This window comes from Frateuria defendens (assembly GCF_001182895.1).
GTDB classification, from domain to species: Bacteria; Pseudomonadota; Gammaproteobacteria; order Xanthomonadales; family Rhodanobacteraceae; genus Frateuria_B; species Frateuria_B defendens.
The window spans coordinates 17394-33236 of sequence record NZ_LFQR01000059.1 but is presented as its reverse complement, the minus strand read 5'-3'; the positions used below and the strand labels follow the sequence as shown (position 1 = coordinate 33236).

19 protein-coding genes are annotated in these 15843 nt (G+C 70.2%); 9 read left to right on the top strand and 10 right to left on the bottom strand.

What is annotated here, in order from left to right; genetic code table 11:
• Positions 1-21 precede the first annotated feature (21 nt).
• Genes ACH65_RS09955 through ACH65_RS09945 form a run of 3 tightly spaced genes read right to left on the bottom strand, consistent with a single transcriptional unit; the run spans position 22 to position 2396 of the window.
• Entirely contained in the window at positions 22-1464 is a 1443-nt protein-coding gene (locus ACH65_RS09955) for an alpha/beta hydrolase (protein ID WP_153242549.1), read from the bottom strand.
• A 3-nt stretch (positions 1465-1467) separates the two neighbouring features.
• Positions 1468-2112 carry an SdpI family protein gene (locus tag ACH65_RS09950; RefSeq protein WP_049622438.1) on the bottom strand — a complete coding sequence of 215 codons (645 nt, stop codon included), beginning with the start codon at positions 2110-2112 and terminating at the stop codon, positions 1468-1470.
• Positions 2109-2396 carry an autorepressor SdpR family transcription factor gene (locus tag ACH65_RS09945; protein ID WP_049622437.1) on the bottom strand — a complete coding sequence of 96 codons (288 nt, stop codon included), beginning with the start codon at positions 2394-2396 and terminating at the stop codon, positions 2109-2111. Before ACH65_RS09945 ends, ACH65_RS09950 begins: the two co-directional genes overlap by 4 nt.
• Before the next feature lie 142 nt (positions 2397-2538).
• Between ACH65_RS09945 and ACH65_RS09940 the strand changes: the two genes are divergently transcribed.
• From ACH65_RS09940 to ACH65_RS09930, 3 genes are read left to right on the top strand one after another with little or no spacing between them, the layout of a single operon-like run.
• Positions 2539-3351 carry a cytochrome C assembly family protein gene (locus ACH65_RS09940; RefSeq protein WP_049622436.1) on the top strand — a complete coding sequence of 271 codons (813 nt, stop codon included), beginning with the start codon at positions 2539-2541 and terminating at the stop codon, positions 3349-3351.
• A gap of 13 nt (positions 3352-3364) precedes the next feature.
• Positions 3365-4216, top strand: coding sequence for a formyltetrahydrofolate deformylase (gene purU / locus ACH65_RS09935; protein WP_049622435.1), 852 nt, complete (start codon positions 3365-3367; stop codon positions 4214-4216).
• Positions 4217-4235: 19 nt separating this feature from the next.
• Entirely contained in the window at positions 4236-4850 is a 615-nt protein-coding gene (locus ACH65_RS09930) for a glutathione S-transferase (protein ID WP_049622434.1), read from the top strand.
• Between the two features lie 42 nt (positions 4851-4892).
• On the opposite strand, the gene radA is transcribed toward ACH65_RS09930, so the two are convergent.
• From radA to ACH65_RS09900, 6 genes are all read right to left on the bottom strand, one after another.
• Complete coding sequence (radA, locus tag ACH65_RS09925) at positions 4893-6272, bottom strand: DNA repair protein RadA (protein ID WP_049622433.1); 1380 nt, start codon at positions 6270-6272, stop codon at positions 4893-4895.
• A 220-nt stretch (positions 6273-6492) separates the two neighbouring features.
• Complete coding sequence (locus tag ACH65_RS09920; protein WP_049622432.1) at positions 6493-7890, bottom strand: replicative DNA helicase; 1398 nt, start codon at positions 7888-7890, stop codon at positions 6493-6495.
• A 204-nt stretch (positions 7891-8094) separates the two neighbouring features.
• Complete coding sequence (rplI, locus tag ACH65_RS09915) at positions 8095-8544, bottom strand: 50S ribosomal protein L9 (RefSeq protein ID WP_049622431.1); 450 nt, start codon at positions 8542-8544, stop codon at positions 8095-8097.
• A 144-nt stretch (positions 8545-8688) separates the two neighbouring features.
• Positions 8689-8919, bottom strand: a complete 231-nt coding sequence (rpsR, locus tag ACH65_RS09910; RefSeq protein ID WP_049622430.1) for a 30S ribosomal protein S18 — start codon at positions 8917-8919, stop codon at positions 8689-8691.
• 14 nt (positions 8920-8933) lie between these two features.
• Positions 8934-9329 (bottom strand): 30S ribosomal protein S6, encoded by a 396-nt coding sequence (gene rpsF, locus ACH65_RS09905; RefSeq protein ID WP_049622429.1) that lies wholly within the window; start codon positions 9327-9329, stop codon positions 8934-8936.
• 268 nt (positions 9330-9597) lie between these two features.
• Positions 9598-9924: a HesB/IscA family protein gene (locus ACH65_RS09900; RefSeq protein WP_049622428.1), complete on the bottom strand. Its 327-nt coding sequence runs from the start codon at positions 9922-9924 to the stop codon at positions 9598-9600.
• Positions 9925-10032: 108 nt separating this feature from the next.
• Between ACH65_RS09900 and asnS the strand changes: the two genes are divergently transcribed.
• The 6 genes from asnS (at position 10033) to ACH65_RS09870 (ending at position 15445) form a co-directional block, all read left to right on the top strand.
• Complete coding sequence (gene asnS / locus ACH65_RS09895) at positions 10033-11433, top strand: asparagine--tRNA ligase (RefSeq protein WP_049622427.1); 1401 nt, start codon at positions 10033-10035, stop codon at positions 11431-11433.
• 16 nt (positions 11434-11449) lie between these two features.
• Positions 11450-12244 carry a MalM family protein gene (locus tag ACH65_RS09890; protein ID WP_049622426.1) on the top strand — a complete coding sequence of 265 codons (795 nt, stop codon included), beginning with the start codon at positions 11450-11452 and terminating at the stop codon, positions 12242-12244.
• 2 nt (positions 12245-12246) lie between these two features.
• Positions 12247-12570 (top strand): hypothetical protein, encoded by a 324-nt coding sequence (locus tag ACH65_RS09885; protein WP_049622460.1) that lies wholly within the window; start codon positions 12247-12249, stop codon positions 12568-12570.
• Between the two features lie 125 nt (positions 12571-12695).
• Positions 12696-13487, top strand: a complete 792-nt coding sequence (locus ACH65_RS09880) for an SDR family oxidoreductase (RefSeq protein ID WP_049622425.1) — start codon at positions 12696-12698, stop codon at positions 13485-13487.
• 35 nt (positions 13488-13522) lie between these two features.
• Positions 13523-14971, top strand: a complete 1449-nt coding sequence (locus ACH65_RS09875; protein ID WP_049622424.1) for an aldehyde dehydrogenase — start codon at positions 13523-13525, stop codon at positions 14969-14971.
• A 54-nt stretch (positions 14972-15025) separates the two neighbouring features.
• Complete coding sequence (locus ACH65_RS09870) at positions 15026-15445, top strand: RidA family protein (protein WP_049622423.1); 420 nt, start codon at positions 15026-15028, stop codon at positions 15443-15445.
• Between the two features lie 61 nt (positions 15446-15506).
• On the opposite strand, the gene ACH65_RS09865 is transcribed toward ACH65_RS09870, so the two are convergent.
• A complete protein-coding gene (locus ACH65_RS09865; RefSeq protein WP_049622422.1) occupies positions 15507-15719 on the bottom strand; it encodes a hypothetical protein in 213 nt (70 codons plus the stop codon).
• Between the last annotated feature and the right edge of the window lie 124 nt (positions 15720-15843).

The following is a 15843-nucleotide window of genomic DNA, read 5'->3' as shown; positions in this document are numbered from 1 at the left end:
ATAGCGGAGGCGGCGGACGGACTACGGGCGGGCCTGGGCTACCTGCTTCGCCACGAAAGGCTGCGCCTTGGTCCAGGCCGCGATGTCGCGGATCACGCCGGCATCAACATGGCCCGGCACCGCGTAATCGGCCAGGGTCTGCGTGCCGCCAGCCGGCATGAACAGGTGGCTCAGCCCCGGATACAGATGGAACGACACCCGCGTCCTGCCAGCCAGTGCCTGCTTCCAGCGCGCGAAGTCCTGGGCCGGCGAGACCTGGAAATCGCCGCCGCCCTGCAGGACGAGCAGCGGCATCGACAGGCCCTGCGCCACCTCGACCTGGCGGTAGTCGCGCAGGCTCAGCCAGTAATGCTGCGGGACGCCGCCGAACCGCCCGGGCGGTGGATGCCGGGGATCGGCACCGGCGAGAAGCTTCCGCTCGGCGACGATCGCCTGCGCCCTGCCGACGATCTGTGCCTCGTCCAGGCCATGGCGCGCCCCCTGCTCGCGCGCCTGCTCGGCGGACACGTCCAGCAGCGGCCGTGCCGGCGCCGCCAGCAGGACCAGGCCCGCCAGCCGCGCATCGCGCTGGCCGATGCGCGGCGCCATCATCGCGCCCAGGCTGTGGCCCAGCACGAACAGGCGATGCGGATCGATCGCCGGCTGGGCAGCGAGCAGGCGCACGGCCGACAACGCATCGTCGGTCACTTCGTCATCGATGGAGAGATCGGCGGGCCGTTCCATCATCGCCTTGCCATAAACATGGGTGCGCTTGTCGTAGCGCAGCGAGGCGATACCCTCGGCGGCCAACCCCTGCGCCAGGTCGCGGAACGGCTTGTTGGGGCCGATCGTCTCGTCGCGGTCACTGGGGCCCGAGCCGGCCACCAGCAACATGGCGGGGAAAGGCCCCGCGCCGGCCGGCAGCGTCAACGTACCGGGCAGCGGCCCGAGCGGCGAAGGCACCGCCAGCGGCTGCTCGCGCACACCGGCGGGCAGCGCGGGACCCGGCGCCTCCGCCGCGGGCGCCAGAGCCACGGCGGCCGCAGGGATCAGCCGGAAAGTGTCGATCCCGCCCTCGGCATCGCAGCCGACGAGCGCGGCAAGCGGCTGCCTGGCGAAGACCACCCGTGTCACCGCCAGCTCGCGGCCCGCCATCGCGCGCCATGCGGGCGCACCATGGGACTGGTAGGCCCCCATCTGCGCCTGGACCTGCTCCCAGACCTGGTGCAGCCTGTCGGCACCCAGCGCACGACTGACGTCGGCATCGAAATCCTTGCCGGCATGCGCGTAGTCGCCGCGAGCCAATGCATCGAGCAAGGCGGTGGAATGCGCCTGGCAAGCAGCGGCGGCGGCGCTATCGGCCGTCGCGGCCAGCGGCGTCGCTAGCAGCAGGCCGGCACATGAGGCAAGCAGGAAACGAGTGATCATGAACGCGCTCCTCCGTGAATCACCAAAAGGGGGAACAGGCGGCGGGGCCGCCTGCAAGGCTCAGCGCCGGCGTTCCAGCCGCCGGTAGAGCACGAACGAGTATCCGACGGAACCCAGCGCCGCGGCGGCGATGCACGCCAACGGCAACCAGCGGCCGAAGCGCAACAGCGTGCCCAGCACAGCGACCAGCCCCGCCAGCACGAACAGCCGGCCGCCCAGCCGGTGCGTGCGCTCCCACGCCGCGTCGCTGCTCAGCGTCCACGGCGTGCGGATGCCGATGAAGAAGTTGCGGCGCAGCTTGCCCATGTAGTTGCCGATCACCATCAGCAGCGCCCCGACCGCCAGCATCGCCACGGCCGGCACCGGCACCGCATGGCCGGCGCCGCGCAGCAGGATCGCCAGCCCCGCCGCCAGCACCACGCCCTGCGCGGCCAGCATCACCAGGTGCCACGCCCCGGCGAACGGCTCGAGTTCGTAGCGCCGCGGCGCCAGGGCCGGCAGCACCCGTGCCATGAGCGCCAGCAGCGCGATCAGCAGCGGCGCGAAGACCACGGCCCACTGGCGCGCGTGATAGCCGTCGATCCGGCCGTGCAGGTCCCAGTGCGTGGGCACCTGCGCCGGCAGGGCCGGATACAACCAGACCGCGGCGCCCGCCGCGATCAGCACGAAGGCCACGGAGATCCACAGGGCTTGCGGCGATTTCATCGTTTACCTCCCCGGGCGCCGCCCGGCGGGAACAGGTCCAGCACCATGCGTGCGAGGTCTTCCATCACGGTGCTGTTGAGCGAATAGACGATGTACTGCCCGCGCCGCTCGGTGCGCACCAGGTCCGCCTGCTTGAGCACGGCGAAGTGGTGCGAAAGCGAGGCGGGCGTGATGTCGAACGCGGCGCCGATGTCGCCCGCACTGAGCGCGCCGCCCTGCAGCCGCTTGAGGATGGCGCGGCGGGTGGGGTCGGCGAGTGCGCGGAAGACGTCCTGCTGCTTCATGGCTCGGCTTGGCGATTCGATAGCCAGACATTTAGCCAATCATCTAAATATTTCAAGCCCCTCCCGACGGGACTTTTCGCCGCCGATCGGCGTCACTCCGGCGCATGTACGGCTTTCGGGGCCTGTGCGACACTCTCGGGTCATGCTGACCGCCCTCTCGCTCATCGCCATCGCCTGTTACCTGCTGGCCACCGCGCTGCTCGCGCGGCCGCTGTTCGGCGGCGCCACCGCGCCGGCCGGCAGGGGCTGGCGGCGCCCGGCGCTGGCCATCGCCGCGGTGGCGGTGCTGGCCCATGCCGGCGTGCTGCTCGGCATGCACCGAGGGCGGCTGGATCTGCACTTTTTCGCGGCGCTCTCGCTGATCGCCTGCGCCATGTCGGTGCTGGCCCTGCTGGTGAACCTGCTCTCGCGGCCGGTGGTCGCCGCCGGCGTGATCGTGTTTCCGCTCAGCGCGCTGATGCTGGCGCTGGACAGCCTGCTCGCCCCCTCGACCCGGCCCGAGGTGCTGGACTGGCAGATCGAGCTGCACGCCGCGGTGGCGGTGCTGGCCTTCAGCGTGCTGGCCATCGCCGCGGTGCTGGCGGCGCTGCTGGCGGTGCAGGAGCATGCGCTGCGCCGTCGCCGCTTCGGCCACTGGCTGCGCGCGCTGCCGCCGCTCACGCTCACCGAATCGCTGCTGTTCCGCCTGATCGCGGTCGGCTTCGTGCTGCTCACGCTGACCCTGCTGACCGGCATCCTGTTCGTGGACAACCTGTTCGGCCAGCACCTGGTGCACAAGACCGTGCTGTCGATCATCGCCTGGCTGGTGTTCGGCGCCCTGCTCTACGGCCGCTGGCGCCACGGCTGGCGCGGCCGCCAGGCGGTGAATCTGACCCTCGCCGGCATGGCCCTGCTGCTGCTGGCCTTCTTCGGCAGCAAGGCCGTGCTGGAACTGATCCTGCACCGCGTAGCCTGATTTCTCCCAACGCATGTCGACCGAATACGTACTGACGCTCTCCTGCCCCGACCGCCCCGGCATCGTCGCCGCCGTCTCCGGCCACCTCGCCGCGCAAGGCGCCAACATCGTCGAGGCGCAGCAGTTCGGCGACACCGAGACCGGCCGCTTCTTCATGCGCCTGGTGTTCGCGGTGGACGCCGCCGCCGAAGCGTTGCGCGGCGCGTTCGCGCCGGTGGCCGACACCTTCGGCATGCAGTGGCAGCTGCGCGAACGCCACGCGCGCCGGCGCGTGCTGCTGATGGTGTCGAAGTTCGACCATTGCCTGGCCGACGTGCTCTACCGCTGGCGCATCGGCGAGCTGCCGATGGAGGTGGTGGGCATCGTCGCCAACCACCCGCGCGAGACCTACCGCCACCTCGACTTCGGCGACATCCCGTTCCACTACCTGCCGATGGAGAAAGACGCCAAGGCGGCGCAGGAAGCCCGGGTGTGGGCGGCGATCGAGCAGAGCGCCGCCGAACTGGTGGTGCTCGCGCGCTACATGCAGGTGCTGTCGGACGAGCTGGCCGGCAAGCTGGCCGGGCGCTGCATCAACATCCACCACTCCTTCCTGCCCGGCTTCAAGGGCGCGCGGCCGTACCACCAGGCGCACCGGCGCGGGGTGAAGCTGATCGGCGCCACCGCGCACTTCGTCACCGCCGACCTCGACGAAGGACCGATCATCGAGCAGGACATCGAGCGCGTCACCCACCACGACACGCCCGAGGACATGATCCGCATCGGCCGCGACATCGAGCGGCGCGTGCTGGCGCGCACGCTGCGCCACTACCTGGACGACCGCGTGCTGCTCAACGGCAGCAAGACGGTGGTGTTCGCTTCCTGACCCTGCCCCGGAGACGCTGGTGGAACTGATCGGCATGCTCGACTCGCCCTACGTGCGCCGCGCCGCGATCTCGCTGCGCCTGCTGGGCGTCCCGTTCACGCACCGCTCGCTGTCGGTGTTCCGCGGCTTCGACACGTTCCGCGCGATCCACCCGGTGGTGAAGGCGCCGACGCTGGTCTGCGACGACGGCGAGGCCCTGATCGACTCCACCCTGATCATCGACCACGCCGAGGCGATCAGCCCCGGCGGCCGCAGCCTGATGCCGGTGGCGCCGGCCGAGCGCCGGCGGGCGCTGCAGCTGATCGGCCTTGCCCTCGCCGCCTGCGAGAAGACCGTGCAGATCGTCTATGAGCACCAGCTTCGGCCGCCGGAGAAGCAGCACGCGCCGTGGTTGGAGCGCGTGCAGGGCCAGCTGCACGCCGCCTACGGCCTGCTGGAGCCCGCGGCCCGGGCCGCCCAGCCGTGGTTGCTGGGCGCGCAGATCGGCCAGGCCGACGTCACGCTGGCGGTGGCCTGGCGCTTCACCCAGCTGATGGTGCCCGAGGTCGTCGACGCCACCGCCTATCCCGCCCTCGCGGCTTTCTCCGCCCGCGCCGAGCAGTTGCCGGCATTCATCGCCCTGCCGCCGGTGTAGGCGCGGCGGCACCGGCGCACGCCCTGCACGCGGCAGAGACGCTCAACGGCAGGCGTCGATCGCCTGCGCCAGCCGCTCCACGCCGATGATCTCCATCTCGCCGATGCGCGCCTTCTTCGGCGCGTTGGCCTTGGGCACGATGGCGCGCAGGAAGCCGTGCTGCGCGGCTTCCTTCAGCCGCTCCTCGCCGTTGGGCACCGGGCGGATCTCGCCGGAAAGGCCGACCTCGCCGAAGGCGATGGCCTTCTCCGGCAGCGGCCGGTCGCGCAGACTGGAGAGCACCGCCAGCAGCACCGGGAGATCCGCCGCGGTCTCCTGCACGCGGATGCCGCCGACCACGTTGACGAACACGTCCTGATCGTAGGCGGCCACGCCGCCGTGCCGGTGCAGCACCGCCAGCAGCATCGCCAGGCGGTTCTGCTCCAGGCCCAGCGCCACGCGGCGCGGGTTGCCCAGGGAGGACTGGTCCACCAGCGCCTGCACCTCCACCAGCAGCGGCCGCGAGCCCTCGCGGGTCACCATCACGGCGCTGCCCGGAGTCGGCCCGGCGTGGGCGGAGAGGAAGATCGCCGAGGGGTTGGGCACTTCGCGCAGGCCTTTCTCGCTCATCGCGAACACGCCCAACTCGTTGACCGCACCGAAGCGGTTCTTGAACGCGCGCAGCACGCGGAAGCGGCTGCCCGACTCGCCCTCGAAATAGAGCACTGCGTCGACCATGTGCTCGAGCACGCGCGGGCCGGCGATGCCACCCTCCTTGGTCACGTGGCCGACCAGGAATACCGAGGTGCCGGTCTCCTTGGCGAAGCGGGTGAGCTTGGCCGCCGACTCGCGCACCTGGCTCACCGAGCCCGGCGCCGCGGTGAGGAGTTCGGTCCAGATGGTCTGGATGGAGTCGATCACCAGCGCGCGCGGCCGGCTCGCCGCGGCCTCCGCGAGGATGCGCTCGATGCAGGTCTCGGCCAGCGCCTGCAACGGCGCCAGCGGCAGCTCCAGCCGCTGCGCGCGCGCCGCCACCTGGGCCAGCGATTCCTCGCCGGTGACGTAGACGCTGGGCAGCACCTCGCCCAGCTTGCCGAGCATCTGCAGCAGCAGGGTGGATTTGCCGATGCCCGGGTCGCCGCCGATCAGCACCACCGAGCCGTCGACCAGGCCGCCGCCGAGCACCCGGTCCAACTCGCCGATGCCGGTAAGCGTGCGCGATTCCGCCGTCACCGCCACCGCGGTCAGCGGCGTCACCCGGGGCGCGTCGTTGGCCGCGCCGGCGTAGCCGCTGCGCCGCGCGGCGCCGGCCGACTTCGCCGCCGGCTGCACCACGAATTCGGACAGCGTGTTCCACGCCCCGCACTCCACGCACTGGCCCTGCCACTTGGAGTGCTCGGCGCCGCAGTCGGCGCAGACGTAGGCGGTCTTGGCTTTGGCCATGCGGGGTTCCTGGGAAGACGGTACGGCGGACGAGCTTAGCCGGCGCGGGTCGCAGACGGCGAGACGCGAGACGCCCGTCCGCATGCATGCGTCATTGCGCACATCGCCCTTGCACGCCATGCCCGGCGCAGGAGCGCGCCTTCGCGCGGCCGCTCCGCCTGGTCGCCAGGCTCGCGATAGAGCGGTCGCGCGCAGGCGCGCCTACAAGAAAGCGGCGCGGCTACTCGAACGCACCGACGAACGAATCCGGCGCGTAGTTCTCGAACTTGGTGTAGTGGCCGAGGAAGGTGAGCTTCACCGTGTCGGTGGGGCCGTTACGCTGCTTGCCGATGATGATCTCGGCCAGGCCCTTGTCCGGCGATTCCTTGTTGTAATACTCGTCGCGGTAGATGAACATGATCACGTCCGCGTCCTGCTCAATGGCGCCCGACTCGCGCAGGTCCGACATCATCGGCCGCTTGTCGGCGCGCTGCTCCAGCGAGCGGTTGAGCTGGGAGAGCGCGATCACCGGGCAGTTCAGTTCTTTCGCCAGGCCTTTCAGCGAGCGCGAGATCTCGGAGATCTCGGTGGCGCGGTTCTCCTTGTTGCCGGGCACCTGCATCAGCTGCAGGTAGTCGATCACGATCAGGCCCAGCGTGCCGTGCTCGCGCTGCAGGCGGCGCGCGCGCGAGCGCAGCTCCACCGGCGAGAGGCCGGGCGTGTCGTCGATGAAGATCTTGGCCTCGGAGAGGATGGCGATGGCGTTGGTGACGCGCGGCCAGTCCTCCTCGTTGAGGTCGCCGTTGCGCAGGTGCTGCTGGTGGATGCGGCCGATCGAGGAGATCAGTCGGAACGCCAGCTGCGAGGCCGACATTTCCATCGAGAACACCACCACCGGCTTCTTCGCCCGCAGCGCGGCGGCCTCGGCCAGGTTGAGCGCGAACGCGGTCTTGCCCATCGAGGGGCGCGCCGCGAGGATGATGAGGTCGGAGGGCTGCAGGCCCGAGGTCAGCTCGTCCAGGTCGGTGAAGCCGGTGGAGATGCCGGTGAGCTGGCCGCGGTTTTCGTAGCGCTCGGTGAGCAGGCGGAAGGCGTCCTTCACCGCCTCGCGCATGGAGACGGAATCCTTCTTGCCGCGCGCGCCGGATTCGGCGATGTGGAACACGCGCTGCTCGGCGGCCTCCAGCACCTCCTGCACGCTCTGCCCTTCCGGGCGGTAGCCGTCCTCGGTGATCGCGGTGCCGGCGTCGATCAGCTGCCGCAGCACCGACTTCTCGCGCACGATGTCGGCGTAGGCGCCGATGTTGGCCGCGCTCGGCGTGGCGTTGGCCAGCTCGATCAGGTAGCTCGCGCCGCCCACCATCTCGGCCAGGTCGTTGGCCTCGAACCAGTCGCCCAGGGTCACCGCGTCGCACGGCATGCCCTTGTTGGCCAGCTCGGTGATGGCGCGCCAGATCAGGCGGTGGTCCTTGCGGTAGAAATCCTTTTCGCCGAGCTTGTCGGCCACCTTGTCCAGCGCGTCGGGCGCCAGCATCAGGCCGCCGAGCACCGCCTGCTCGGCCTCGATCGAATGCGGCGGCATGCGCAGCGCCTCCACCACCGAAGGGCTGCCGGATCTGCGCTCGGGACTGAAGGCCATCGATTCGCCTCGCGATGCGTCGGAAGACCGGCGGCGCCTTTTCCGCGCGCCGCGTTCGTCGTCCTCGATCATACGCGGCGGCGTCCCAGGCGCCGAGACGATAAGTCTGTGGAAAAGCTGTGCATGTCGGTGGATAACCTTCTGGCGCAAACGAGAACGGGCGCCCGAGGGCGCCCGTTCGTGCCGAATGGCATCGGCGGCGGCTTACTTGTCGCCGACCACGATCACCTTGACGGTGGTCTGCACGTCGGCGTGCAGGCTGACCAGCACGTCGTACTCGCCGGTGTTGCGGATCGGGCCTTCGCCCTGGATCACTTCGCCCTTGTGCACGTCGTGGCCGGCGGCCTGCAGCGCCTCGGCGATGTCGCGCGGACCGACCGAGCCGAACAGCTTGCCTTCTGGACTGGAGTGGGCGGCGATGGTCACCGAGACGTCGGCCAGCTTGGCGCGGCGCGACTCGGCCTCGCCCAGCAGGCCGTTGGCCTTGGCTTCGTAGTCGGCGCGACGCTGCTCGAAGGCTTCGAGGTTGGCGGCGGTGGCCGGCACGGCCTTGCCCTGCGGCAGCAGGTAGTTGCGGCCGTAACCCGGCTTCACCTTGACCTTGTCGCCCAGGTTGCCGAGGTTGCGGACTTTCTCGAGAAGAATCAGTTCCATGGTCTATTCCTTTTCGTTAGCGCCGGACGCGGCCGGCGCAGCCTTGGACGGGTGTCCGAAGAGTTGGGCATCGGGAAGCGAATAGGGAATCGGAGAGCAGGCCGCAAGGGCGAACCTATTCCCTATTCCCTACTCCCTCGACAATCAGACGTCGTGGTTGTCGGTATACGGCAGCAGCGCCAGGAAGCGCGCGCGCTTGACCGCGGAGGCCAGCTGGCGCTGGTAGCGCGCCTTGGTGCCGGTGATGCGGCTCGGCACGATCTTGCCGGTCTCGGTGATGTACTGGCGGAGCGTGTTGAGATCCTTGTAGTCGATCTCCTTCACCTTCTCGGCGGTGAAGCGGCAGAACTTGCGGCGGCGGAAGAACTTGGACATGGCTACGCTCCTGATCAGTCGTTGTCGCTGCTGTCGCGGTCGCCATCGTCATCGCGGCGGCGGGCGGACTTGGCGTCATCCTTTTCCTTGCTCTTGAGGATGAAGGACGGCTCGGTGTCGGCTTCGTCGCGCTTGACGGTCAGGTGGCGCAGCACGGCGTCGTTGAAGCGGAAGCCCGACTCCAGCTCGTTCAGCGCGTTCTGGCCCACTTCGATGTTGAGCATCACGTAGTGCGCCTTGGCCAGGTTCTGGATCGGGTAGGCCAGCTGGCGACGGCCCCAGTCTTCCAGGCGGTGGATCTTGCCGCCGTCGGCTTCGATCAGCGTCTTGTAGCGATCGATCATCGCCGGGACCTGCTCGCTCTGGTCAGGGTGGACCAGAAACACGATTTCGTAATGACGCAGGGTCATCGGTCAAACTCCTCGTGGATGCGGCCCTTGCGGGCCTCGCAGCCTCCCGCCGGTGCGGTGAGGCAAGGGCGCCCGCGTGGCAAAGCCGTGCGGACAGAAGCGGAAGTGTACGATGCGCGGCCGGCTGGCGGCAAGCGCTTGAAAAGCCTGGGACGAGGGGCGGTAGCGAAGTTGCGACGGCCAACCGCCTCGCGGGCACGAAGGACTTGAGAGCCGAATCCGGTATGCCGCAGGGACTCGTGGCGCCCGGGCAGGCGCGTCCCCGCCCTCAACCCACCGTAAAGCTCTCGCCGCAGCCGCACTCGCCGGTGGCGTTGGGGTTGTGGAACACGAAGGCGGCGTTGAGTCCCTGGCGCTGGAAGTCGATCACGGTGCCGTCCACCAGCGGCAGGCTCTTGGCGTCCACCACCAGCGGCACGCCGTCGATCTCCACCACCTGGTCGCCTTCGCCCACCGTGTCGGCCAGGTCCACCACGTAGGCGAAACCGGAGCAGCCGGTGCGCTTGACGCCGAAGCGCACGCCGGACGCGGCCGGGGCCTGGGCGAGGAACTGGCGCATGCGCTGGTTGGCGGTGGCGGTGATCGAGATGGTCATGGCAATTCGTGGCGGCGCGCGATGAGGTCGCGGGGCGGACAAGGCCTACATTATCATGTCGGTTTGTCCTAGCGCCGAGATATGGCGCCACAGCGGGAGTTTCAATTCATGGCGGTTGTTAGCGTGAAGCAGGCCCTTTCCGGCCGCGTCGAGGCCGGCGGCAAGGTGACCGTGCGCGGCTGGGTCCGCACGCGGCGCGACTCCAAGGCGGGCCTGTCCTTCGTCAACGTCAGCGACGGCTCCTGCTTCGACCCGATCCAGGCGGTGGTGCCCGCCACCCTCGCCAACTACGAGAGCGAGGTGAAGCACCTCACCGCCGGCGCCGGCGTAATCGTCAGCGGCACCCTGGTGCCCTCGCAGGGCAAGGGCCAGAGCTTCGAACTGCAGGCGGACGCGGTGACCGTGACCGGCCTGGTGGACGATCCGGAAACCTACCCGATCCAGCCCAAGGCGCACTCGATGGAGTTCCTGCGCGAGGTGGCCCACCTGCGCCCGCGCACCAACCTGTTCGGCGCGGTGACGCGCGTGCGCCACAGCATGATGATGGCGATCCACCGGCACCTGACCGAGCAGGGCTTCTTCTGGATCAACACGCCGATCATCACCACCTCCGACGCCGAGGGCGCCGGCGACATGTTCCGCCTGTCCACCCTGGACCTGGCCAACCTGCCGCGCGACGAGAAGGGCAGGATCGACTTCCGCAAGGATTTCTTCGGCCGCGAGGCCTTCCTCACCGTGTCCGGCCAGCTCAACGTCGAGGCCTACGCGCTGGCGATGAGCAAGGTCTACACCTTCGGCCCCACCTTCCGCGCCGAGAACTCCAACACGCCGCGCCACCTGGCCGAGTTCTGGATGGTGGAACCGGAGATCGCCTTCGCCGACCTCGCCGCCGACGCCGACTGCGCGGAGGCCTTCCTCAAGGCGATCTTCAAGGCCGTGCTGGAGGAGCGCGCCGACGACATGGCGTTCTTCGCCGAGCGCGTGCTGCCCGAGGCCATCACCCGGCTCGAAGCCTTCATCGCCCAGCCGTTCGAGCGCATCGACTACACCGACGCCATCGCCATCCTGAAGAAGTCCGGGCAGAAGTTCGACTACCCGGTCGAGTGGGGCATGGACCTGCAGACCGAGCACGAGCGCTACCTGGCCGAGAAGCACGTCGGCCGCCCGGTGGTGGTGATGAACTACCCCGAGGCGATCAAGGCCTTCTACATGCGCCTCAACGACGACGAGAAGACCGTCGCCGCGATGGACGTGCTGGCGCCCGGCATCGGCGAGATCATTGGCGGCGCCCAGCGCGAGGAGCGCCTGGACTACCTCGACCGCCGCATGGCCAAGTTCGGCCTCGATCCGGCCACCTATGGCTGGTACCGTGACCTGCGACGCTATGGCACCGTACCGCACGCCGGTTTCGGCCTAGGCTTCGAGCGGTTGCTGGTATACGTCTGCGGCCTGTCCAACATCCGCGACGCCATCCCCTATCCACGCGCGGCAGGGACGGCCGAATTCTAAAGATCTGCGACTTTCCATGCCCCGACGACGTACCGCCCCGCTCATCGCGCCGATAGCCCTGACGCTGCTGCTCGGGGCCTGCCACAGCATCAAAGTGCTGGTGCCGCCGAACCTGCGCGCGCCGAGCGACACCAGCAACTCGCTGGACGCGGCGCGCAACCGGCTCAAGCAGGCCACGCCCTGCTGCAGCAGCTTCGCCGATTTCTCCTACCAGACGATGCTGCCTTGGCGGCCGAAGAAGTTCGAGCTGGGCCCGGGCAGCCCGGTGGTCAACATCAACGGCGTGCACAGCTATTTCCTGGCCTTCCGCCTGCCGCCCGACGCCAAGCTGCCCTACCGCGTGGCGCTGAAGGCGGACTTGAACGGCCGCTGGCTCAGCGCCAGCTACCTGTTCGCGCCCACCGTGGTGCAGCTGGACGAAGCCTTCCAGCCGCTCGACACGCGCGACGTCGGCCTGTGCGAGTACATGGGCTGGAGCAACAGCAGCACCGGCGCCTTCGGCCAGGTCGAGGTGAACAGCGACAAGGCCCGCTACCTGGTGCTCTACTCCTCCGCCGGCCAGCAGACCGGCAGCACGTACTGGGAGCAGTCGCCGGCCGCCTTCTCGGCCGAGGCGCCGGTGAAGATGGCCCCCAACGGCAGCTTCCGCCTCCCGCACGGGCCCGATGGCGCGATCTGGGCCGGCGTGATGAACGATTCCTACAGGAAGGCGATCGACAACGCGATCTGCGACAAGGCCCCGCCGGGCGACGGCCTGCTGCATACCTTACGCACCTCCCTGCCGGTGCCCTGGCTCAGGAGCAAAGATTGAACGTGGTCGTCCTCTACCTCGCGCTGCTGTTCGGCGGCGTGGTGTGCTTCGTGCTCTATTACGTGGCGCAGTACCGCGTGGCGACGCTGCTGCGCCAGCGCCACCCACAACAGTGGAAGATCATCGCCGAGCCCGAGGAAGGCTCGCGCAGCGCGGTGCGCATCTGGATGCGCCTGCAGCTGGTGCTGCGCACCGCCCGCCCGCGCCTGCCCGAGCTGTTGCAGGATGCGGCGATCACCCGCTGGTACCGCGTCTGGCGCTGGGCCCTGTGGCTGGCCTGGGCCTGCTGGTTCGCGGCGCTGTACCTGCAATGGCGGGCGCGCTGAGCGGCCCGCCGCGACGCATCGCCCGCGCCACTGAGCGTACACTTCCCGCAAGCCCTCCCGAGCGGCGCGCCGGCGTTTCGCGCGGATCGCCGGGAGATCGGACAGGTTCTCGAAGGAGCACCGTCATGCAACTCGATCTGAGCGGTCGCCACGCGCTGGTCTGCGGCGCCTCGCAGGGCATCGGCCGCGCCAGCGCCATCGAGCTCGCCACCCTGGGCGCCGACGTCACCCTGCTCGCCCGCTCGGCCGACGCGCTGGCCGCGCTGGCCGCCGAACTGCCCCGCACGCACGCGCAACAAGAGCACCGCTGGCACGCCGTGGACATGCTCGACACCGGCGCGCTGCAGGCCTTCGCCGTCGATCTGGCGACGGCCCATCCGGCGCAGATCCTGATCAACAACACTGGCGGCCCGCCCGGCGGGCTGGCGCACACGGCCGACCCCGCCGCCTTCGAGGCCGCCTTCCGCCAGCACCTGATCGCCGGCCAGGTGCTGGTGCAGGCGCTGCTGCCGGGCATGCGCGAGGCCGGCTACGGCCGCATCGTCAACGTGATCTCCACCTCGGTGAAAGAGCCGATCCCGGGCCTGGGCGTCTCCAACGCCGTGCGCGCCGCGGTGGCGGGCTGGGCCAAGACGCTGTCCGGCGAACTGGCCGCCGACGGCATCACCGTCAACAGCGTGCTGCCGGGCTACACCCGCACCGACCGCCTGGAGAGCCTGCTCGCCGCGCAGGCGGCGGCCAGCGGCCGCAGCGCCCGCGACATGGCGAACGCGCTGGTAGCGAGCGTGCCCGCGCGCCGCTTCGGCGAGCCCAGCGAGGTGGCGGCGGTGGTGGCCTTCCTCTGCACGCCGGCGGCGGCCTACGTCAACGGCGTGAGCATCCCGGTGGACGGCGGACGCACGCGCTCGTTGAGCTGACGCCGGCACGCGGCCGTCGCGCTAAGCTCGCCCCCATGGCGGCGACCCTTTCCCATCTGATCGGCGGACGGCTGCGGCCCCCGGCAGGCGGCCGCTACCTCGACGTGCACGAGCCGGCCATCGGCGCCCCCTTCGCGCGCAGCCCCGACGGCGACGCGGACGACGTGGCGGCGGCGGTCGAGGCCGCCGGCATGGCCGCCGCGGCCTGGGCGGCCACACCCGCCGCCGAGCGCGCCCGCTGGCTGCGCCGGCTGGCCGAGGCTGTCGAGGCGCGGCTGGAAACCTTCGCCGCCGCCGAGTCGCGCGACACCGGCAAGCCGCTCGCGCTCGCCCGCAGCCTCGACATCCCCCGCGCCGTCGCCAATCTGCGCTTCTTCGCCGCCGCGGCCGAGGCCTGGGGCAGCGAGGCGCACGCGATGGAAAGCGGCGCGGTGAACTACACGCTGCGCCAGCCGCTGGGCACGGTGGGCTGCATCAGCCCGTGGAACCTGCCGCTGTACCTCCTCACCTGGAAGATCGCCCCCGCGCTCGCCGCCGGCAACGCGGTGGTGGCCAAGCCCTCGGAGGTCACGCCCTACACCGCCCACCTGCTCGGCGAACTCAGCGTCGAGATCGGCCTACCGCCCGGCGTGCTCAACATCGTGCAGGGCACCGGCGGCGGCGTCGGCGAGGCGCTGGTGCGGCATCCGGCGGTGAAGGCGATCTCCTTCACCGGCTCCACCCGCACCGGCGCCGCGATCGCGGCCGCGGCGGCGCCGCAGTTCAAGAAACTCTCGCTGGAACTGGGCGGCAAGAACCCGGCCATCGTGTTCGACGACGCGGCGCTCACCGACGCCGACCTCGACACCCTGGTGCGCTCGGGCTTCGCCAACCAGGGCGAGATCTGCCTGTGCGGCTCGCGATTGCTGGTGCAGCGCTCCATCTACGAGGCTTTCCGCGAGCGCTACCTCGCGCGCGTGCGCCGCCTGCACGTGGGCGACCCGCTGCGGGCGGACAGCGACCTCGGCGCGCTGGTCTCGCGGCCGCATTTCGACAAGGTGCTCGCCTGCATCGAGCGCGCCCGCACCGCGGGCGGCACCCTGCTCTGCGGCGGCCACGCGGTGCAACCCGGCGGCCGCTGCGCGCAGGGCTGGTTCGTCGCGCCGACGGTGATCGAGGGCCTGCCGGCGGATTCGCCCACCAACCAGGAGGAGATCTTCGGCCCGGTGGTCAGCCTGCTCCCGTTCGAGGACGAGGAGGAGGCCCTCGCCATCGCCAACGGCACCGGCTACGGCCTCGCCGCCTCGGTGTGGACGCGCGACCTCGGCCGCGCCCACCGCCTCGGCGCACGGCTGGAGGCCGGGGTGGTGTGGGTCAACTGCTGGATGCTGCGCGACCTGCGCACGCCGTTCGGCGGCATGAAGCAATCCGGCGTGGGCCGCGAGGGCGGCGTCGAGGCGCTGCGCTTTTTCACCGAGGCGAAGAATGTCTGCATCCGCTACTGAAACCGCCGTGCCTTACCGCCGCGCCGTGCACGCATGCATCGGCGGACGGCCCGCATGAGCCGCATCGTGCGCACCGGCGACGCGCCCGCGCCGGTCGGCGCCTACCCACACGCGCGGCGGGTCGGCAACCTGCTGTTCCTCTCCGGCGTCGGCCCGCGCCGGCCCGGCAGCGGCGAGATCCCCGGCAACGTCTACGATGCCGCCGGCGCGCTGCTCGCCTACGACATCGAGGCGCAGTGCCGGCAGGTATTCGCCAACGTGCGGGCGGTGCTGGAAGCCGGCGGCGCCCGCTGGGAAGACCTCGTCGACGTGACCGTCTTCCTCACCGACATGGCGCGCGACTTCGCCGCCTACAACCGGCTCTACGCCGAGCATTTCGCCGGCGTCGACGCCTGCCGCACCACGCTGGGCATCAGCGCCCTGCCCACGCCGATCGCGATCGAACTCAAATGCGTCGCCGCGCTGGAACGGTGAGCGCATAGAAAAACCCCGGCGGCGCGAGCCGGCCGGGGTTTCGCAGCAGACCGCGTAGCGCTTACTTGCCGCTGGTGCTGGCCGGAGCCGGCGCCGTGGTGGACTTGGTCGCGGCCTTGTGCTTGTGGTGGTGATGCTTGGTGGTGGTCTTGGTCGCGGCAGGCTGGCTGCTCGTCGAACCGGCGGCCGGCGCCGTGGCGGCGTCCTGGGCCAGCGCGGAACCGGCCAGGGCAAGACCCGACACGAGCAGGGAAGCGATCACGAGTTTGCGCATGGTTGTAGCCTCGAAGTTGGGGGAAAGAGCGCCACGCCGCCGCCCCCTTGCATCAGCCGGCAGGCGATGTGACGGCTTCACGATGCGACCGCCGCGTCGTCTCGAAACTGAACACGCCGCACCG